Genomic DNA, 18,816 nt, shown 5'->3' on the forward strand with positions numbered 1-18,816 from the left:
CGAGGGCCTCGTCCCGCCTCCGGGTCGAGGCCCTCGGCCGACCACCCCTGCGACCGGCACGACATGCGTCGCCTCGGGGCCAGGGCCTGCACGCACCGGGCGGCCGGAGCCCCGCCCGGCGTCCCCTGCGTGGAGGCCCTTCCGATCACAGGTCGAGCGTGATCTCGTACCCGCGCAGCCAGGAGTTGAGCCCGAGGGCCATTTCCAGACCGGATCGGTCGTACTGTGCGCTCACGTCGCCGAGCGGCCTCGCCAGGAGGCTCTTGACCTCCCCCTGGTCGAGCAGAGGCAGGACCGGGGACGACGGCTCATCGAGCACCTCGGCGAGAGCCGAGCGCAGACCCCGCTCGTAGGCCGGGTCCTGGGTGGTCGGATAGGGGCTCTTGACCCGCTGCACGATCGACTCCGGCAGCAAATCCCTCGTGGCCGCTCGCAGAAGGCTCTTCTCCCGACCGTCGAACGACTTCATCTCCCAGGGCGCGTTGAACACGTACTCCACCAGCCGGTGGTCGCAGAACGGCACCCGTACCTCGAGTCCCACCGCCATGCTCATCCGGTCCTTGCGGTCCAGCAGCGTCTGCACGAATCGGGTGAGGTTGACGTAGCTCATCTGCCTCATCCGTCGATTGGTCTCGTCCTCCCCCGGGAGCACCGGGGTCTCGGCGACAGCCTGCGCATAGCTGTCCCTCAAGAACTCCGGCATCCCCAGCTTGCGCAGCAGCCCGGGATCGAAGAGCGACTTGCCGTCGAAGTACTTTCCCGTGGCGGACGTCAGCCAGGGGAATGTCTCGGCCTGGACCGCCTCCGGGTCGAAGAACCAGCGGTAGCCCCCGAAGACCTCATCGGCCGACTCTCCGGAGAGCGCCACCGTCGACTGCTCACGGACGGACTGGAACAGGCGGTAGAGGGAGGGCCACATGTCCCCCCAGTACGCAGGTGGCAGGTCGAGGGCCTCGAGCACCTTGGCCCGCAGCTCCGGGTCCGCGAGTTCGGCGCTGTCCATGATGATCTCACTGTGGTTCGCGCCGATCAGATCGACGAGGTCGCGAACGAACGGTGCGTCGGAGGATCCCCGGACCGGATCCGCCACGAACTCCGCACCGTGGTTCGCGAAGTCGACCGAGAAGGAGCGCACCGCCTCCTCGCCGCGCGCAGTGAGCTTCTGAGAGGCCAGGGCAGTGATGACCGAGGAGTCCAAGCCGCCCGAGAGCAGGGAGCACAGGGGAACGTCGGAGACGGTCTGGCGGTCGACGATGTCCTCGAGGAGCCCCCGAACGTTGTCGATGGTCGTTTCCAGGTCGTCGGTGTGCTCTCGTGCTTCGAGGGCCCAGTAGGTGCGCTTGCTCAGCCCTTCCCGACCGAAACGGACCACCTGCCCCGGACGCACCTCGTACATCCCCGAGAAGATCCCGTTCTCGGGTGTCTTCACCATCTCCAGCACCTCGCGGAGGCCGTCGGCGCCGACCCTGCGCGGCACTCCGGGGTGCGCGAGGAGGGCCTTGGGCTCCGATCCGAACACCAGACCGTCGGCCGTCGGGAAGTAGTAGAGGGGTTTGACGCCCATGCGGTCACGGATGAGGAGAAGTGTCTGGGCCCGTTCGTCCCAGACCGCGAAGGCGTACATACCGTTGAGGCGGTCGACGAGACCCTCGCCCCACTCGAGGTAGGCACGGAGGACGACCTCCGTGTCACTGTGGGTTCTGAAGGCGTGCCCTCGCCCTTTCAGTTCCCTGCGCAGTTCCTGGAAATTATAGACCTCCCCGCTGTAGGTGAGGCAGGCCAGAACGCGCCCCGCCTCCTCGGCCACCATGGGCTGGCGTCCGCCCTCCAAGTCGATGATGGAGAGCCGGCGGTGGCCGAGCGCGGCGTGTCGGCCCGCCCACATGCCCTCCGCGTCGGGCCCTCTGCACGCCATGGTCCTGGTGACCGTTCCCAGGGTCTTCTCCTCCTGCCGCACATCACGACTGAAATCCACCCATCCGGCGATGCCGCACATAAGAAACCTCGGTTCGATGTGGTTGTGATTCAAAAATCAGGAGCGCTGAGGAAAACCGGGACGCCTAGCCGAGCCGCTCCCAGTCGGCTTCTCTCAGAATCTTTCTGCCGTGCGGGAAATAACTGACCGGTCCGGTAGTGCGGGCGACTGCCTCCATCTCGTTCAGGAGGCCCTGCAACTGGAAGGCGTCCGCCAGGCCGGCGAAGGGGGTTCGGGGGCGTCCGCCTCCGGTGACATACCGCGTGACGTCATCGACCAGCCGACCCAGTTTCACGACCGTCTCGAAACCGGAAGGGACGGCGTTGGAACTCGTATCGAGGGAGTGGATGACTGCGTCTCCGTCGTCGGTCCGGCGCCAGATCCGCAACCGGTCGGCATCCCAGGTCGGCGTGTCGTAGACGGCGTTCGCATAGACCAGCCCACCGGACCGGTCCCGGAGGACGAAGTCCAGTTCCCGCCTCCTGGTGATATTGACGAAACTGCTGTAACCAGTAACCACACCGGGACCGAGTCGCGCGGACAGGGCGACGCTGTCGAGCACGCCTTTTCCGGAGACAGAGAAGTCCGAACGCGTCCCCAGAACGGTTTCGAGGGATATCTCCTGTCCTTGACCGCAGATCCACTGGACAAGGTCGATCGGATGAACGACTTCACTCGAGACGCCGCTGGTGGTCCGGTGGTCGTTGATACGGTCCTTCCCCCAGGTGAAGTGGCAGCGGACGATCTCCAAACCCTCTTCGCGGACAAAATCCCGAAGAAAGGCAGTCACCTCCGAATAGCGCTCCACCAGGTCCATGCAGAAACCGGACACCAGCCCGAGGGCGCGCTTCACCGGTTCCGGGTCGTCCTGGGGTGTCATCAGCGGCTTCTCGGCGATGACGAACCCGTTGAACCCCTCCAGGGAACCGAGGGCTTCAGCATGGGAAATATCGGGCACGGACACCACGACAACATCCGGAGAAAATTCGTCGATCGCCTGGCGGGTTGTCTTGTAGAACGGGATGCCCACGTCCTGCGGAGTGCGACCGACATACGAGAACCCAGTCGTGACACCAGTATTCTCGAAAGCTTTCTTGAATCGCCTTCCGGCATAACCGAGACCTATGATGAGGACCTTCATGAATCAGCAACCTCTCATATTCAGGTAGAGCAGGTCCTCGCCTGTGGAATTGAATCCCAGGGCCCGGTACAGCGGGTCTCCGGCCCCGGTCGTCTGCAGGACGACCGTCTCGGCCCCGGACTCGCCCAGCCAGGTGAGCGCGTCCCGCATGATGCTCTTGCCGAGTCCCCGCCCTCGGACGGAAGGGTCGACCACGACGGTCTGCACCCAACCGGCCAGGCCGCTGGGGCAGTACGCGGTGGGGGCCCGGTGATCGACGACCGCGATCGCGCAGGCGCTGAGACCCTCCGCACCGTCGATCACGCCGACCCGCACCGTCGGGAGGTCGCCGGCCGTCACCGGACCGAGCCAGGTCCGGTAGGACCGCCTCCACGCCTCGTCCTCTTCCGGAGTCCGCGCCGTATAGGCCCCGTCTCCCAGACTGAGCAGATAGGCACGCAGACGCACGAGCTCATCGATGTCATCGGCTGTTGCTTGCCGAGGCGGCAAGTACGCAGTGTTCCTCACGTCCAAGCACTCTAGGCATCGACAGCACGAACCAGAAATGCCTGTTCAAGAGAATCATGCACGTGGGCGATAAATGCAGCTCAAACTCACGGATCGGCCATCCCGGCCTTGGACCCAGGCCTCTCTTTCCATGCACTGCACCGCCTCAGAAGTCCGTCCCCGGAAAAGCCCGTCCGCTTCGAGAGCGCCCCGCCCGCCCGCACCCGGAAAAGCCTTTCGACCACCGAACCCGGTCGGCGTCGGCGTCGAACACGCCCCTGCGTTCTTGCATCTCGGAGGCTCGGCGGAGCGCGCTCCGATTGATCCAGCGCACTCCAATGGGTATTCGATGAACCACGGCCGTTCGGAGCGCGGACCCAGTTCTCCTCGCGTATGCACGGCGTTCATCGCCAACGGAGGCCTTCCTCTGCTCCGCGGCATGTCGGCGCACGGTCGCCCATACCCGGGGGAGGGCATGGCCATATCTGCGCGCAAACCACTCGACACGCCCGCGCCTGCACCATCCCCATGATCTCTTGGAGCTCCGGCACGCCGGGGCTGTCTGAGCCGGCACACCGTCCTTCGCTCCTTCGCATCTGGAGTTATGCATGCGCTTCATAGTTACACTCTAATCGCATTTCCCAGGACCAAAGAACTCCCCTACCTTCTACCCGGAAGTGAGAACAGCCGACCCCGGGAGCAGCCGTGTATGATTACGTAAATTTTTTCTCCGAAGAGATAGAAAGACTCAAGGACCGGGGAGGGTATCGGACCTTCCTGCAAATCGAGCGCCAATCAGGTCTTTTCCCTGCGGCCCTGTCGTACGGGCCCGGACGGGACAAGCGCATCAGCGTCTGGTGCAGCAATGATTACCTCGGCATGGGGCAGCACCCGACCGTGCTCGAGGCGATGAAGCAGGCGATCAGCGAATCCGGCGCCGGCAGCGGTGGGTCCCGGAACATATCGGGGAATATCCGCTACCACGTGCAGCTGGAAAAAGAGCTGGCGGAACTCCACGGAAAGGAGGCGGCACTGGTCTTTCCCTCAGGGTATGTGGCGAACGACGCCGCGTTGACCGTGCTGGCGGGCCGCCTGCCGCGATGCGTGGTTCTCTCCGACGAGCTCAACCATGCGTCGATGATCGCCGGCATCCGACACAGCGGTGCGGAGAAGCACGTCTTCCGGCACAACGACCTCGACCACCTCGAGGAGCTGCTCGCCGGGACCGACCCCGCCCTCCCCACCGTGGTGGCGCTGGAGAGCATCTACTCGATGGAGAGCGACATCGCCCCGTTGGAGCGGGTCGCCGAACTGGCGGAACAGTACGGTGCCCTCACGTATCTCGACGAGGTGCATGCCGTGGGGATGTACGGCCCCCAGGGCGCCGGCAAGGCCGCCGAACACGGTCTGGCCGAACGATTCGATGTCATCCAGGGAACACTGGCCAAGGCCTTCGGTACCGCTGGTGGGTACATCGCGGGGCCGGCGCCGATCGTCGACGCCGTACGCAGTTTCGCCTCGGCCTTCATCTTCACCACTTCCCTCCCGCCCGCCGTCGCGGCGGGGGCGCTCGCCGCGGTCAGGCACCTCAGGCGCTCCGACGAAGAACGCATGTCGCTCCACGCCCGCGCGGCCCAGCTGCAGGCGCTCCTCCGGCAGAGGGCGATTCCCGTCGTCTCGGAGGCCGCCCACATCGTCCCCGTACTGGTGGGAGACGCGGCCAAGTGCCGTGACGTGGCCGCCGAGCTGCTGGACCGGCACGGGTTCTATGTGCAGCCGATCAACTCGCCGAGCGTCCCCGCGGGCTCCGAACGGCTTCGGGTGACACCGACGCCGGCACACGGCGAGGCAGAGGTCGTGGCGTTCGCGGACGCCCTGGACCTCGCCTGGGAGAACGCGGACCTCCCACGTGTCCGCAGCAGAGCCTCGATATGAGGACCCGCCCATGCACCCCGTTCACGAAGGAGATTCCCCGGTGGACAGATCCGTGGTCGTCGTCGCAGACCCTCTGCCCGAGACCGTCCTCGGCCCGCTGCGCGGACATGACGTCCGCTTCTGCGACGGCAGTGATCCTTCCGCGCTGAAGGAGGCGCTTGGTGACGCGCGTGCCCTTCTGGTCCGCAGCAGCACCCAGGTGGACCGCTCGGCCCTCACCGCGGCCCCGAATCTGCGCATCATCGCCCGGGCGGGGGTCGGTTTGGACAACATCGATGTGGAAGCGGCCACACGAGCGGGGGTCCTGGTCGCCAACGCCCCCCGCTCCAACGTGCTGAGCGTCGCCGAGATGACCGTCGGGTCGATGATCACCGGGCTGCGCAATCTGCTTCCCGCGAACGCGGCTCTCCGGAGCGGCAGATGGGACCGCGGCAGGTACCAGGGACGCGAACTCAGCGGAAGCACGGTGGGGCTTGTGGGCCTCGGACACGTGGGAACACTCGTCGCACAGCTCCTGCGCCCCTTCGCCGTCCGCCTCCTGGTCCACGACCCCTTCGTCTCCGTCCACCACGCCGTCGGCATGGAGGCCCATCTGGTCGACCTGGACGAACTCATGGCCCAGAGCGACGTCGTCTCCGTCCACGTCCCCCGGACACCGCAGACCAAGGGGCTGATCGGTGAACGCGAACTGCGGCTGGCCAAGCCCTCGCTACTCCTGGTGAACACTGCCAGGGGCGGGATCGTGGACGAGGGCGCCCTGAACGCCGCTTTGAAGGAGAAGAGCATCAGGGGAGCGGTGATCGACGTGTTCGAGATCGAACCCGCCATCGGCAATCCGCTGATCGACCATGAATCGGTCCTGGCCACGCCCCACCTGGGCGCGGGCACCCACGAGGCACAGGAGCGTGCGGGACGCGAGGCCGTCACCGCGGTGCTCCAGGCCCTGGCCGGCCACCCCGTACCGACCGCCGTCAACCCGTCGGCCTCGCACCCGTAGGCGCTCGGACACTGCTCATGGGCCCCCGGTGCAAAGGCGGGGAACGACGGACCGGTGAAGGGGGGTGCCATGGCCCCGCACCTCCCCGCACCGGCCCGGGCGCTCCCTCCGCCGTGATCCGTGCCGGCGGCGGCTCCGCACCCGGCCGACCGGGCACGAGGTGGACACCCCGCCCGGCACCACGGGCCCGGACCGCCCAGGGGCCGCCGGGAAACCGGGGTCTACCCCTCGCCCAGGTCCAGCAGACCGCGCCGGAAACCCGCCGCGACGGCGGCGGCCCGGTCGTTGACGCCGAGCTTGCCGTAGATGTGCAGGACATGGGTCTTGACCGTGGCCTCGCTGATGAACAGGCGGGCCGCCGCCTCCCTGTTGGTGGAGCCGTCGGCGATGAGCCGCAGGATCTCCAGCTCCCGGTCGCTCAGGGCCGCGGTCGGCTCGCGGACCCGGCCGACCAGCCGGGTCGCCACCAGCGGGGAGAGCACGGTCTCGCCGCGCGCGGCCAGGCGGACGGCGCGCATCAGCTCCTCGGGCAGGGCGTCCTTGAGGAGGTATCCGGTGGCCCCGGCCTCGATGGCGGGACCGACGTCGCTGTCGGTCGCGTAGGTGGTCAGGACCAGGACCCGGGCCGGGAGCCCCAACCGGACCAGCTCACGGATGGCGTGCACACCGCCCGCCCCCGGCATGCGCAGGTCCATGAGGACCACGTCGGGCTCCAGGGACCGGGCGAGCTCGACGGCGCGGGCGCCGTCGGCGGCCTCCCCCACGACCTCGAACCCCGGGTCGCGGGCGAACATGCCGCGGATGCCGTCCCGGACGACGGGGTGGTCGTCGGCGATCAGGACGCGGACGGGGGCCTCACGCACCGGGATCCTCCCTCGGAACGGCCGGGACGGAGGCGGAGACCGCCGTCCCGGAACCGGGCTCGGACTCGATCTCCAGTGTGCCCGCCAGACGGGCCACACGCTGCCGCATCGACGTCAGGCCGAACCCGCCGTCCGGGCCCCGGCCCCCGGCCTCCGGGGCCGGGGACGGGGACGGGGACGGCTCGAAGCCCGCACCGTCGTCGCGCACGTCCAAGACGACCAGGTCCTCCATGTACGACAGGGTCACGCCGACCCGGGCGGCCCGGGCGTGCCTGGCCACGTTGGCCAGCGACTCCTGGAAGGTCCGGAGCAGGACGGCCTCGACCTCCCCGTGCAGGGGACGGACCGGTCCGGTCGCGGTGAAGTCGGCGGGCACGCCGTTCAGCCGGGACCACCCGGCCGTGAGCTCGGCCAGGGCCTCGGGCAGCGGGGTGTCCTCCAGGGGCGCCGGTCCCAGGGCGTGCACGGACCGGCGCGCCTCCGCCAGGTTCTCGCGGGCCAGGCGGATCGCGTTGGCGACCCGGAGCCGCCACTCGGCACGGTCCCCCTCCGCCCCGCCGACGGAGCTCCCGGCGGCCCCGCCGCCCTCCGGCGTGCTCCCGCCCCCTCCCCAGGCCTCGGCCCGTTCGGCCGCCCGGAGCTGAGCGATGATGCCGACGAACCCCTGGGCCAGGGTGTCGTGGATCTCCCTGGCCATGCGCTCGCGCTCGTCGTGCGCCCCGGCCTCGCGTGCCTGCACCAGCAGCTGGGCGTGGAGGCCCTCGTTCTCCCGGATGGTCTCCCGCAGCCGCTCCACCATCCGCCCGCGCTCGTCGCTGTGCTCCGTGGTGACCTCGCCGAGCAGGCTGAACGCCGCGACGAGGACGACCACGGCGGCGATGAAGAACAGGTACAGGAGGACCGACGCAAGTGTGGGGTCGGGCAGGCCGCCCATGTAGGCGGCGACCGTGACGGCGGCGGTGGCGGCCACCCCCGCGAACCTCCACCGGCCCCGGAGGAACTGCCACGAGTACACGTAGCCGGTGAAGCCGAAGAAGCCCGCGAACCAGACACTGCGGGCGCTGAGGACCGCGATCATCACGACCAGGACGGCGACGCAGGCGGCTGTCAGCCCCGGGCGGGAGGCCGGGCCGGGGTTCAGCGCGGTCATCACCCACAACAGGGCCGCCGTGAGCGCTGCGAGGCCGAGCGTCTCCAGGAGCCGTGTCCGGGAGAGGTCGTGGGTGACCAGGGTCAGGAGGGTGGAGGCCGCCAGGAGGGCGTAGGGCACGGAGGCCAGGAGTCGGCGCAGCCGCTCCTCCCGCAGGCCGAGGTCGCGCTCGGACACCGTCTCCATACTCACTCCCAGCGGAAGTACCTGGCCGCGGCGAGGCCCAGGATCACGGCGTACACGGCCATGGTGACCAGGGGAAGCGGCTCGGGGGCGCCACCGCTCCAGGCGTCGTCGAGGCTCTGCCGCAGGGCGCCCATCGGGGTGTACCTCCCGGCGAGCGCCAGGATATCGGGCATGTGCTCCACGGGCTGCATGAGTCCGCCCAGGTAGGCCAGAGGGAAGAACAGCAGCACGCCGAAGCCGTTGGCGGACCGCCCGTTGGGGGCGAGCGCGGCGATGAGCAGCCCGACGGAGAACATCGCGGCCGTGCCGGCCAGGAAGGCCGTCAGGAACCCCGCGGCCCCGGGCGCGTGGGCCCCGAGGAAGCCGATGCCGGCGACGAGCAGCAGGGAGACCGCGAACACGGTGAGGGCCAGCTGGAGCAGGAGCTGGACGGCCAGCAGGTTGCCGGGGCGGACCGGGGTCACCGAGAGCCTGCGCAGGACGCCCCTCTCCCGGTAGGTGGCCAGGGTGGTGGGGAGCAGGTAGAGGCCGACCATGCCGATCGCCAACGTCAACGCCATCGGCAGCAGTACGGTGTCGCCCTCCGTGATCCCGCTGCCGAAGGCCACGAGGATGAAGAGGGGGATGACCAGGGCGAACACCGCTCCGGGTTCGCGGACGAGCAGCTTGGTCTCGACGGCGGTGAGCTTGGCAAGCGTCTTCACGACGGTTCTTCCGTTCTCGGGGCGGGGCCGCTCGGGCCCGGAGGGGAGGCTAGGCCTGCGGGGAGCGGCCGGTCAGGGCGATGAAGGCGTCGTCCAGGGTGCGCTTGTCGATGCGCAGGTCGCGGGCGAGCACGTGCTCCCGGGCCAGGGCGGCGGTGACCTCGGTCGCGAAGTCCCCCCGCCCGGCCACGACGACCAGGTCGCCGGTACGGGACACCGAGACCACCCCGGGGAGGCCCCCCAGCAGGCCACCCGGTTCGAGTGCCTCGCCGTCCATGAACCGGAAGCTCATCCGGTACTCGGCATCGACGCCGTCGATCAGCCCCTCGGGGCTGTCGAGGGCCACGACCCCGCCCCGGTCGAAGACCGCGACCCTGTCGCACAGCTCCTCGACCTCGTCCATGAAGTGGCTGACCAGGACCACTGTCACACCCTCGGCGCGCATCCGCTTGACCAGCTCCCAGGTGGCACGGCGGGCCTGGGGGTCGAGCCCGGTGGTGAGCTCGTCCAGGAACGCGACCCTGGGGTCCCCGACCAGGGCCAGGGCGATGAACAGGCGCTGCTTCTGCCCGCCGGACAGCTTCGCGAACCGGGCGTCGCGCTTGTCCGCGAGCCCCCACCGCTCCAGCAGCTCACGCCAGTCGCGGGGCCTCGCGTAGAACGAGGCGTACAGGTCCAGCGCCTCCCACACCTTGATGTTCTCGGGAAGCTGCGTGTGCTGGAGCTGGACACCGATGTGCTCCCGGAGCTCCGCCCCCTGCTCGACGGGGTCGAGCCCGAGCACCCGCACCGCCCCGGAGTCGGGGCGCCGCAGGCCCTCCACGCACTCGACGGCGGTGGTCTTGCCGGCCCCGTTGGGCCCGAGGATCCCGAAGACCTCCCCCTCCTCCACGGAGAAGGAGACCCGGTCCAGGACCACCTGTTTGCCGTACCTCTTGCTGAGCTCTGTGACCTCGACGATCGCCATGCCCACAAGCCTGTCCGCCCGGGGCCCGGAGCGGATCGCCCGTCCGGCCCCGATCCCCCGCGCATCCGGCCGACCCCCGGCATCCACCGTTCGGTGGATGCCGGGGGTCGGCCGTACTGTGGCCCGCGAACCGATCTGCAAAGCACCAGTACCGGTTATCCGGACGGGAGGCGGTCCAGAAACGAGGTGTTCGACCGGCGGTGATGAGCCCACCCCGTTTCATCACACAGTGATCGGACGCGGCGGCCTCATCCGACCTGGCTGTCAGAGCCTTTGCGGTGCCTCGATACCGAGGAGATCCAGGCCCCGCTCCAGCACGGCAGCGGTGTGCGCGGCCAGCGCGATCCGGGAGTCGCGGACCTGTCCCTCGGATTTGAGCACCGGACAGTTCTCGTAGAACGAACTGAACTGCGTGGCCAGCTCGAACAGGTACGTGGCCAACCGGTGCGGCTGGAGATGGGTGAGGGTTGTCTGCACGGCTCCGGGAAACCGCGACAGCGCCAGTACCAGATCACGCTCGGGCTGCTCGGTCAGGATTACCGCGGTGCCCAGGGCGGGAACCTGTTCGGCGCGGCGCATGATAGAGCGAATGCGCGCGAGCGCGTACTGCAGGTAGACGGCGGTGTTACCGTCCATGGCCAGCATTCGGTCCCAGTCGAACTGGTAGTCCTTCACCCGATCTGTGGATAGGTCAGCGTACTTGATAGCGCCGATCCCCACCGCGCGGGCGATCTCGTCCCGCTGTTCCTCACTCAGGTCGGTGCGGTCGGCGACGATCGCAGCAGCCCGCTCCACACCCTCGGTCAGCAGGTCGGTGAGCTTGAGGGAGGCTCCCGCGCGGGTGCGCAGGATCCGGCCATCCTCCCCCAGGACGCTACCGAACCCGACGTGGGTGGTGGCGGTCTCCGGGCTGATCCACTCGGCCTTGCGTGCGGCGGCGAAGATCAGCGCGAAGTGCTGGGCCTGTGGGGAACCGACCACGTAGATGAGGTGATCGCCCTTGAGGTCTTGGGCGCGGTAGCGGATGGTGGCCAGGTCAGTGGCGTCGTAGCCGAACCCGCCGTCACGTTTGCGCACGATCAGCGGCAGCGGATTGCCCTCGCGGCCCGTGAAGCCCTCGAGGAACACGCACAGGGCACCTTCGCTGACCTGGGCCAGGCCACGGCGAGTGAGCTCGTCGGCCACGTCGTTGAGCCAGGGTTGGTAGGAGCTCTCACCCTTGTAGTCCTCAGGGGTGAGCTTGACGCCGAGCAAATCGTAGACGGCTTCGATGTGGTGCTTGGACTCGCCGAGCAGCCGCTCCCACAGGACCAGGGTGTCGGGATCACCAGCCTGGAGGGCGACCACTCGGGCGCGGGCCCGGTCAGCGAACCCCTCGACGTTGTCGAACTTCTCACGCGCTTGCTTGTAGAAGACGTTGAGGTCGCTGATGCTGAAGTGCTGCTTGTCCAAACCCTCGTCGACCAGGTGCTCCACGAGCATGCCGAACGGCGTTCCCCAGTCCCCGAGGTGGTTCTGACGTATCACCTCGTGTCCGGCGAACTCCAGGAAGCGGACCAGCGCGTCGCCGATGATGGTGGAGCGCAGGTGGCCGACATGCATCTCCTTGGCCATGTTCGGCGAAGAGTAGTCGACGATGACTCGTCGCGGAGATCCAGGTTGGTAGCCGAGCCGGGGGTCGGCGGCCAGGACTGCGGCGCGCTCTTGCAGCCAGGCGTCCGCGAGGGTGATGTTGATGAACCCGGGACCGGCAACCTCAACGTTTTGGGCCATGTCGCCGAGGTCGAGGTGGGCGACGATCTCATCGGCAACTTCGCGGGATCGTCGTCGCAGGGTCTTGGCCAGCGCCATCGCGGCGTTGACCTGGTAGTCCACGCCCTCGCGCTGGGAGGAGCGGACCACCGCCTGCTCGACCGTGCAGGCCACGTCGAACGCGGCGCTGACGGCAGCGACAACACGCTGCCCGAGATCGTCTCCAATATCCCCTGTCACAACATTCCTTACCTTTTGTCGCTGGTCATCCCTGGCCTGAGTCCTGGGGATGTTTCAAGTCTGCCACGGCAACCGGCCCGTTCAGCCGAGGTGTTCGCCAGAGTCGACATGGATGATCTGCCCGGTGACCGAGACCGCTTCCTCAAGGAAAAGCAGTGCGGCGACGACATCGACGGGCCGTGCGGGACACCTCAACGGGCTGCGTTGGCGGGCCAGTTCGCGTAGATGGGTTGCGTCGCGTCCTGGTGGAGGCAACAGCAGACCGGGGGCTATGGCGTTGACACGTACGTGAGGGGCCAGGCAACGGGCGGCCAGGAGGGTGTAGGCGGCCAGGGCGTGCTTGGACACCTCGTATCCGGGTCTGGTGCCGTCCAGCAGGGCGAGGCGGGAGTCGAGCATGTTCACCACATGCCCGCCCTCCTCGGGCATGGCTGCTCGTAGGACGGTCGGAGCGAACAGGTGGACACGGAGGCCTTCCTCCAGAAGGCCGAGGTCATCAATTCTGTGCGGGGGCGGGAACGGGGAGGCGTTGTTGACCACCAGGTGCGGTGGACACGGTCCCGTACGCAGATGGTGCGCCCAGGAGCGCACCGCTTCAGTGTCGGCCAGGTCCACACGGTGGATACGCACCGGAACCCCGGCTTTTGCGCGCAGAGCCCCGGCCAGAGGCGCGGGGTCGCTGGTGTGAGCGTGGAGGTGCAGCCCGTACCCGTGGGCGGCCAACCCACGGGCGAGATGCGCGCCCGTGCGCTGTGCCGCTCCGGTAACCAGGGCCCACCGTTGTTCAGCCGACACCAGAACCCTCGTTCGTGTGTTGGGCGCGAACGCGCCGTTGACGCCGGTGTGCGTTGACGAAGTCCGTGTACACCGCAGGAGAGCCGCCTACGTGGCGCATCGGGGCAACGAGCCGGGAGAGCTTGCTGTACTCGGTGTGGGTCAGCCGGTGGAGCCGGTCGGCGGCGAACAGGCCTTGGGCGGGGTCGTGGGTGAGACCGGCCAAGCCCTGTTTGGCTCCCTCGTTCAAGTACAGCCACGGCGGTCGGGGTGTAGCGGCGTAGGCGGCGCGTACCGCCGTCAGCAGGTCCGTGGCGGGCGGTGTGGAGAACAACGGCATGACGTCGATGTCGCTGAGGAACGGATGCCACGCGCCCTCGGGTGCCAGAGACAGGGAGCCGGTCAGCGCCAATGCCGCATGTTCCCGTGCGCCCTCGGGCAGTCGCAGGCCCAGGTCGTGGACGATGCCCATGTGCCGGACGTACTCGGCGTCGGCCTCGGCGTCGGTGTACCGTGAGGCCAGCTGGCAGAACAGTTTCTTAACCGTCTGCTCCGTCTCCCAGCCCGGCCGGAGGGGAGCGCGGAGCACCTCTTCCAGCAATTCTTCCGCTCGTTCCTGATTAGCCCGCCCGCCAGACAGAACACGGTTGAACGCACGGATCTGGCGTGCGGCCAAGTCCTGGGTGCCTCGGCCCAGAAGCTGGGCTACGGCAGCCAGAAGAGCGCCGGCAAGTTCAGGGCGCACCGCGCCAGGGGTTCGGCGCAGGTCGTCGGAGTACAGCCGCAGTTCCTCCCTGAGTGCGCTGAAATCCGGTGGAAAGGCGTCCCATGGCTTCTGCTCTTCCGACCGAACCGCACCGTAGGTGTCATTCAGGACCAGGGTGGCGAAATCGGGGTCAGCCGCGCTCATGAGGACGGTCTCCTCGGAGGTCCAGGCCAGGTAGGCGCCCAGGCCCCACGCGCGTAGCAGCTTGCCCTGGGCTGCGTAGTTGGCGACCTGGTCAGCTGCACGCCGACGCATCGTCTCTTCGTCGTCTCCCCTGCCAGTAGCTCGCTCGAACCGGCGCCGTTTGGCGATCTCGCTTCCGAAGGCGAGGTGGAGCGCCCTGTCCGCGGGATAGGTATCGACACGACACCGGTCCGCAAGGTGCGCCACCTGGCTCTCGTAGTCGCAGCCCTCCTCTGCCGTCAGCCGTGACCACAGCGCGACTCGACAGGGGATAGGGCCTCCGCCCATGACTTCGGTGAGCGAGGAACTCAGGTCTGACCACAGCTCGGCGACCGACGCCGCTCCGGAGGAGCGTATCCAGCTACGGGACACCGCCAGGTCGTCGACCGCGACAAGAATCTCCTCGACGCCTCGTCGACGCAACTCGCGAACCGTGCGAGGCGAACGCGCCAACTCGGCCATCTGGAACACGGGATGACGCTGCTCGGTACCGTCCAGGGAGGCCAACACCAGCTCGGACGTCGGTACGAAGTGGCCTCCCCTGCGTCGGCAGGGCACGCACACGATCGCCATTGCTCGCGTCTTCCAGGCCATCACGTCACCGTCCCATCCGCGAGCGAGTCAATCCGTTCCAGGTGAGAGGCGTCCAGACGCACGGCCAGGTCAGCGTAGGACACCTCCAGGCGCGGGTGGATGTGCTCGCCCGCCAGCTCGGCCAGCGGTACCACAGCGTGCGCGAACCGTTCGATGTCAGGGTGAGGCACGGTGAAGGCACCGACCCGTCCATAGAGGTGACCGGCGGTCAGGATGTCCAGATCCAGAGTGCGCGAGGCCCACGCTCCTGGTTCCCGCCGGCGTCCCTGTTCGGCCTCGATCTCCTCCAGCAGCGCCTTGAGTTCGAACAGTGTCCCCTCCCACTGCAGGCGGACAGCAAGGTTGAGAAAGTCCGGAGCTCCCTGCGGGAGTCCGATCGCCGGGGAGCGGTAGACCACGGAGATATCCACCATCAGCGCGCGTCGGCACAGGATGTCCAGAGCGGCAGCGACATGGCGGGCGGGGTCGAGGTTGGAGCCCACCCCGACCACGAGCGGATCCAGGGCAATGGTCACCGCGCGGCACCTCCCAGTGAGAAGAACTCGGTCCGGGTGCGCTCGTCGTTCAGGATCTCGCCGCGCAGGGACGAGGTGACGGTCGTGGTCCCCGGGGCTTGGACGCCGCGCAGCGTCATGCAGGCGTGCTCTGCGCGCAACACCACCCCCACACCCTTGGGAGAGAGGTTTTCGTCCAACCAGACGGCGATCTGCTTGGTCAGACGCTCCTGTACCTGGGGACGGCGGGAGAACAGTTCCACCACTCGGGCGAGCTTCGACAACCCCACAATCCGATCTCCCGGCAGGTAGCCGACCGTGGCTGTACCGGTGAAAGGCAGGGCGTGGTGCTCACACAGGCTAACGAAAGAGATGTCTCGCTGAAGGAGGAGCTCGTCGTAGTCCTCGTCATTGGGGAACGTGGTCAGGTCGAACTCACGGGGGGTGAGCAGTTCACGGTAGGCCTTGACCATCCGTTCCGGAGTACGTTTGGTCGACTCGGCAGACACGTCCAGCCCGAACGCGGTCAGCAACGCAGCGGCGGCACTGGTCGCTCGCGCCACGTCCACGACGGGTCCGCCGCCTTCTCCGCACGACGACCCGCCGCTCCTGACAGTTTCGACGCTCATACAGCCACCGCCTCGGGACTCGAGGCCTGCCCGGTGAACGGGGAGTGGAAGTCCTGCGCGGCCCGCTCGATCACCACTCCCACGCTGTCGGCGAACCGCAGGGCACCGGGTTTATGGACACGCACCCTCACGTGGAGTGCACCGTGGTCGATGACGACGATGCGGGCAATCTCGGTGGCCAGCGCCTCAACGGTGTTCCAGGAGCGTTCGGCCTGCACCGCGCGAATGACTGCCTTGGTTGGGGTGCGGTAGTTCCACGCGTCCTCCAGGCGGTCGCTGCGTGCGGCCTGGCGCGTGTTCGTCCGAATGCGCAGGTCGATCACCACGTCACTGCGGTCACGGCGTTCCTCGTCGCTACAGCCGATGACACAGCGAAGTCGTAGACCGTTGATTTCGATCTCGTCCATGGCTCTCCGTCGGGTTACTGGGTTTGGCAGAGCAGGACCCGACAGCCGGGGCGCAGAAAAGACATCAGGTGTCAGGGACGAGCAACGTTACGGAGATCCCGCTGCGTTCCTTCCAGCCACCAGCTGGGCCTAGCACAGAGCTAGGAAACCGAGTAACCAGGAAAAACGGAGACTGCTCGTGGGGAGTCCTCAGCGGCGTGGTGATGTTCGGCTTGCTTTACTTGCGAGGACGCCAAAGGAAGGTGACGCTGCTTCACGAGGTTCGAAGACACACAGAGAGGATGTCGAATATGTCCGTTTCATCCAGGGATGCGATCGTGTAGTCAGCTCCCGCGCGCTGAAGTTCCTGCACAGAACTCACCCCTGAGGCAACCGCGATGACACGGACACCTGCGATACGCCCGGCCTCAACGTCCCGAGGCGTGTCCCCTATGAGAATGATGTCGGAGGTCGGAAAATCCTCTCCGAACTTGGCCTCGTACCGCTGACGTGCGAAACCAACAAGAGAGGGCCGGTTCACGTCGTCGTCTCCGTAAGCACCGATGTCAAGATCGAACCAACGATCAAGCCCGAATGCGGCAAGCTTGACCTCGGCCGCGCCTCTGGTGTTCCCAGTGAGCACACTCTGGATGATGTTCGGCTGATGGCTCAACGCTTCCAGCGTTCGTTCCACCCCTGGCAGAACACGTCCCCGCTCCCGCAGTTCCTCCGCGTGCTGGCAGTAGGAGGCGACCTGCGCCCGCGCGAAGCGCTCGAAGATGTCTTCGTCCGGAGACCGGAGGCCGTTGAGATGAAGGGTCTCCTCGAGAAGGACCGGTTCGGTATGACCCAAGGCTGTCGCCATACCAGCGGACATAGACTGACCCGTTGCGATTTCGAACGCTTCGGCGAAAACCTCTCGCCCGACCCCCCTCGTCTCGAGCAAGGTGTGGTCGACGTCCCAGAGTACGAACAGGTGATCGGACATCATGTCTCCAAATAAGGAAGAAGGGATCGACGGCGGGAGAACCCGTTCTACTATGGGCTCCTCATCCACGCTCCACCGTGAAGGGCTTGTCGATGTCTCTGGGGAAGACCTTCGCACGGCGGTTGCGATGGCACCGTTCGCGTCAGGGCAAGTCTCAAGCGGTCATAGCGGGGCTTGCCGGGCTGAACCCCGAATACGTCGGTCAGATAGAACGTGAGAACCGCACTCCATCACTCGACACGGTCGAAGCCCTGGCCATAGCTCTTTCGGTCCCGGTTGCACAACTCCTCACAGAAACCGAGGAACCCGCTCGCGTGCCGACGGAAGCCCAACTCGCCTCGGACCTGCATCATGCCCTCCACACGAGTTCCACAGATAGGGACCAACAGGGGCTTCTACTTTCTGATCTGCGTGAACGTGTCGATCACGCATGGCATGTATGGCAGGGGGCACCGGATCGCTACAGTCGCATATTTCCTCTCATCGCGCCTTTGGTCAGGGAAGTTACCCAATATTGCTCTCAATCCACAGGTTCGGACGGTCAGCGCCTGGCCGCCGACGCCTACGGGCTCCTGCGGACCGTGGCACGCAGGACCAACCATAAGGAACTCGCACTCCTGGCAGCCGACCGAGGGACCCGCGCGGCCGAGCGATCATGCGATCCCGTCCGGCTGGCGACAGCACGCTGGAACAGCAGCCATGCCCTCCTCGCCCTCGGAGAGCACGGCGCCGCGCAGGAGGTCGCACTCGACGCCATTTCCCGGATGTCCTCGATCAAGAGCCGTGGCGCCGGAGCGATCACGGGGGCCCTATGGCTGACTGCGGCGGTAGCCCAGGCCCGTTCAGGGGACAAGTTCACAGCATTGGAATGGATCAACGACCGGGCAGCACCCCTGGCCGAGAAAACCGGTGAGACCAACGTGGGAAGGACCTGTTTCGGCCCCTCCAACGTGGCCTTGCACGCGGTCAGTATCGAATTGGAGGACGGCCAGGCCGCGTCGGCTCTGGCCCTGGCAGACCGAATCGACACATCTCCCCTCGCTTCACGTGAACGCCACACCACGTGGTCCCTGGACCTGGCGCGTGGTCACATCCTCCGTCTCGACCCTGGGGCGGCGATGCTCTACCTGTTGCAAGCGGAGACGACCGGCTCGGAGGACCTCCGTTACAACAGCGACGCGCACGACACGCTACGGCGGGTTCTACACCGAGCCCGGCCTTCCATCCGTGCCCAAGCTGTCGGATTGACCCGGCGCCTGGGCATCGAGGAAGTCATTCTCGCTGGTTAATGGGCTCCCTCGCCCTGATCTCGGCCTCTCCGTCCGCACCTCGAACCCCCAAAGAGCTCGGAACAGGGAAGGCCCATCCTCCGCACCAATACCCACTACCCTCCGCCTTGGTGCACCTGCCCTTCCCATCGCATACGTGGCGACCGAACTTGCAGCACTGACACAGCGTGCAAGCCGGACTGCGGCTCTGCTGTGCCCCAGCAACGGTCTGGCCGTCGCTTCCACCGGACCTGACAGTCGAGAGATTGCCCGCGCTCTGGAGAAGGCGGACGACAAGTCCTGAACCACCTCGACACGACACAGGTCGCCGTCCCCCT

The 18,816-nt window shown here is 67.2% G+C and carries 17 protein-coding genes; 3 read left to right on the forward strand and 14 right to left on the reverse strand.

All coding sequences use genetic code 11. From position 1 onward, the window contains the following. Positions 1–145 precede the first annotated feature (145 nt). From asnB to ACIRPH_RS10910, 3 genes are all read right to left on the reverse strand, one after another. Positions 146–1,996 carry an asparagine synthase (glutamine-hydrolyzing) gene (asnB, locus tag ACIRPH_RS10900; RefSeq protein ID WP_402912357.1) on the reverse strand — a complete coding sequence of 617 codons (1,851 nt, stop codon included), beginning with the start codon at positions 1,994–1,996 and terminating at the stop codon, positions 146–148. 64 nt (positions 1,997–2,060) lie between these two features. Beyond that, a complete protein-coding gene (locus tag ACIRPH_RS10905) occupies positions 2,061–3,116 on the reverse strand; it encodes a hypothetical protein (protein ID WP_402912360.1) in 1,056 nt (351 codons plus the stop codon). 3 nt (positions 3,117–3,119) lie between these two features. Continuing rightward, positions 3,120–3,563 (reverse strand): GNAT family N-acetyltransferase, encoded by a 444-nt coding sequence (locus tag ACIRPH_RS10910; protein ID WP_402912363.1) that lies wholly within the window; start codon positions 3,561–3,563, stop codon positions 3,120–3,122. A gap of 744 nt (positions 3,564–4,307) precedes the next feature. Between ACIRPH_RS10910 and hemA the strand changes: the two genes are divergently transcribed. Together hemA and ACIRPH_RS10920 are read left to right on the forward strand one after the other, a co-directional pair. Then, positions 4,308–5,537, forward strand: a complete 1,230-nt coding sequence (gene hemA / locus ACIRPH_RS10915) for a 5-aminolevulinate synthase (protein WP_402912366.1) — start codon at positions 4,308–4,310, stop codon at positions 5,535–5,537. A 40-nt stretch (positions 5,538–5,577) separates the two neighbouring features. Continuing rightward, complete coding sequence (locus ACIRPH_RS10920) at positions 5,578–6,534, forward strand: hydroxyacid dehydrogenase (RefSeq protein ID WP_402912368.1); 957 nt, start codon at positions 5,578–5,580, stop codon at positions 6,532–6,534. Between the two features lie 221 nt (positions 6,535–6,755). Here the strand turns inward: ACIRPH_RS10920 and ACIRPH_RS10925 are convergent, their stop codons facing one another. The 11 genes from ACIRPH_RS10925 to ACIRPH_RS10975 all read right to left on the reverse strand — a co-directional run bounded on the left by ACIRPH_RS10925 (position 6,756) and on the right by ACIRPH_RS10975 (position 17,279). Then, positions 6,756–7,397 (reverse strand): response regulator, encoded by a 642-nt coding sequence (locus tag ACIRPH_RS10925; RefSeq protein WP_402912371.1) that lies wholly within the window; start codon positions 7,395–7,397, stop codon positions 6,756–6,758. After that, positions 7,390–8,733, reverse strand: a complete 1,344-nt coding sequence (locus ACIRPH_RS10930; RefSeq protein ID WP_402912373.1) for a sensor histidine kinase — start codon at positions 8,731–8,733, stop codon at positions 7,390–7,392. The genes ACIRPH_RS10925 and ACIRPH_RS10930 overlap by 8 nt, the downstream gene beginning before the upstream one ends. Before the next feature lie 2 nt (positions 8,734–8,735). Beyond that, the gene (locus ACIRPH_RS10935) at positions 8,736–9,437 is read right to left on the reverse strand and encodes an ABC transporter permease (RefSeq protein WP_402912375.1); all 702 of its coding nucleotides are present in this window, start codon (positions 9,435–9,437) and stop codon (positions 8,736–8,738) included. Positions 9,438–9,486: 49 nt separating this feature from the next. Beyond that, positions 9,487–10,404 (reverse strand): ABC transporter ATP-binding protein, encoded by a 918-nt coding sequence (locus tag ACIRPH_RS10940; protein ID WP_402912378.1) that lies wholly within the window; start codon positions 10,402–10,404, stop codon positions 9,487–9,489. Between the two features lie 264 nt (positions 10,405–10,668). Next, positions 10,669–12,396: an arginine--tRNA ligase gene (argS, locus tag ACIRPH_RS10945; protein WP_402912380.1), complete on the reverse strand. Its 1,728-nt coding sequence runs from the start codon at positions 12,394–12,396 to the stop codon at positions 10,669–10,671. 81 nt (positions 12,397–12,477) lie between these two features. Further along, positions 12,478–13,191 carry an SDR family oxidoreductase gene (locus ACIRPH_RS10950; protein WP_402912383.1) on the reverse strand — a complete coding sequence of 238 codons (714 nt, stop codon included), beginning with the start codon at positions 13,189–13,191 and terminating at the stop codon, positions 12,478–12,480. Beyond that, the gene (locus ACIRPH_RS10955) at positions 13,181–14,713 is read right to left on the reverse strand and encodes a hypothetical protein (protein ID WP_402912385.1); all 1,533 of its coding nucleotides are present in this window, start codon (positions 14,711–14,713) and stop codon (positions 13,181–13,183) included. Before ACIRPH_RS10955 ends, ACIRPH_RS10950 begins: the two co-directional genes overlap by 11 nt. Further along, positions 14,713–15,228, reverse strand: a complete 516-nt coding sequence (gene folK, locus ACIRPH_RS10960; protein ID WP_402912388.1) for a 2-amino-4-hydroxy-6-hydroxymethyldihydropteridine diphosphokinase — start codon at positions 15,226–15,228, stop codon at positions 14,713–14,715. Before folK ends, ACIRPH_RS10955 begins: the two co-directional genes overlap by 1 nt. Then, a complete protein-coding gene (folE, locus tag ACIRPH_RS10965) occupies positions 15,225–15,836 on the reverse strand; it encodes a GTP cyclohydrolase I FolE (protein ID WP_402912390.1) in 612 nt (203 codons plus the stop codon). Before folE ends, folK begins: the two co-directional genes overlap by 4 nt. Continuing rightward, positions 15,833–16,243 carry a dihydroneopterin aldolase gene (locus ACIRPH_RS10970; RefSeq protein ID WP_402912392.1) on the reverse strand — a complete coding sequence of 137 codons (411 nt, stop codon included), beginning with the start codon at positions 16,241–16,243 and terminating at the stop codon, positions 15,833–15,835. Before ACIRPH_RS10970 ends, folE begins: the two co-directional genes overlap by 4 nt. Before the next feature lie 253 nt (positions 16,244–16,496). Continuing rightward, a complete protein-coding gene (locus ACIRPH_RS10975) occupies positions 16,497–17,279 on the reverse strand; it encodes an HAD family hydrolase (RefSeq protein ID WP_402912395.1) in 783 nt (260 codons plus the stop codon). Between the two features lie 23 nt (positions 17,280–17,302). Between ACIRPH_RS10975 and ACIRPH_RS10980 the strand changes: the two genes are divergently transcribed. Further along, positions 17,303–18,499 carry a helix-turn-helix domain-containing protein gene (locus ACIRPH_RS10980; RefSeq protein ID WP_402913287.1) on the forward strand — a complete coding sequence of 399 codons (1,197 nt, stop codon included), beginning with the start codon at positions 17,303–17,305 and terminating at the stop codon, positions 18,497–18,499. Positions 18,500–18,816 lie beyond the last annotated feature (317 nt).

The organism is Nocardiopsis sp. NPDC101807 (assembly GCF_044766605.1).
GTDB classification, from domain to species: Bacteria; Actinomycetota; Actinomycetes; order Streptosporangiales; family Streptosporangiaceae; genus Nocardiopsis; species Nocardiopsis tropica.

What these genes read in the sequence shown, in the direction of transcription:
- asnB (WP_402912357.1), bottom strand. Translation starts at nt 1,996, where the DNA reads ATGTGCGGCATCGCCGGATGGGTGGATTTCAGTCGTGATGTGCGGCAG.
- ACIRPH_RS10905 (WP_402912360.1), bottom strand. Translation starts at nt 3,116, where the DNA reads ATGAAGGTCCTCATCATAGGTCTCGGTTATGCCGGAAGGCGATTCAAG.
- ACIRPH_RS10930 (WP_402912373.1), bottom strand. Translation starts at nt 8,733, where the DNA reads ATGGAGACGGTGTCCGAGCGCGACCTCGGCCTGCGGGAGGAGCGGCTG.
- ACIRPH_RS10940 (WP_402912378.1), bottom strand. Translation starts at nt 10,404, where the DNA reads ATGGCGATCGTCGAGGTCACAGAGCTCAGCAAGAGGTACGGCAAACAG.
- ACIRPH_RS10955 (WP_402912385.1), bottom strand. Translation starts at nt 14,713, where the DNA reads ATGGCCTGGAAGACGCGAGCAATGGCGATCGTGTGCGTGCCCTGCCGA.
- folE (WP_402912390.1), bottom strand. Translation starts at nt 15,836, where the DNA reads ATGAGCGTCGAAACTGTCAGGAGCGGCGGGTCGTCGTGCGGAGAAGGC.
- ACIRPH_RS10970 (WP_402912392.1), bottom strand. Translation starts at nt 16,243, where the DNA reads ATGGACGAGATCGAAATCAACGGTCTACGACTTCGCTGTGTCATCGGC.
- ACIRPH_RS10980 (WP_402913287.1), top strand. Translation starts at nt 17,303, where the DNA reads ATGTCTCTGGGGAAGACCTTCGCACGGCGGTTGCGATGGCACCGTTCG.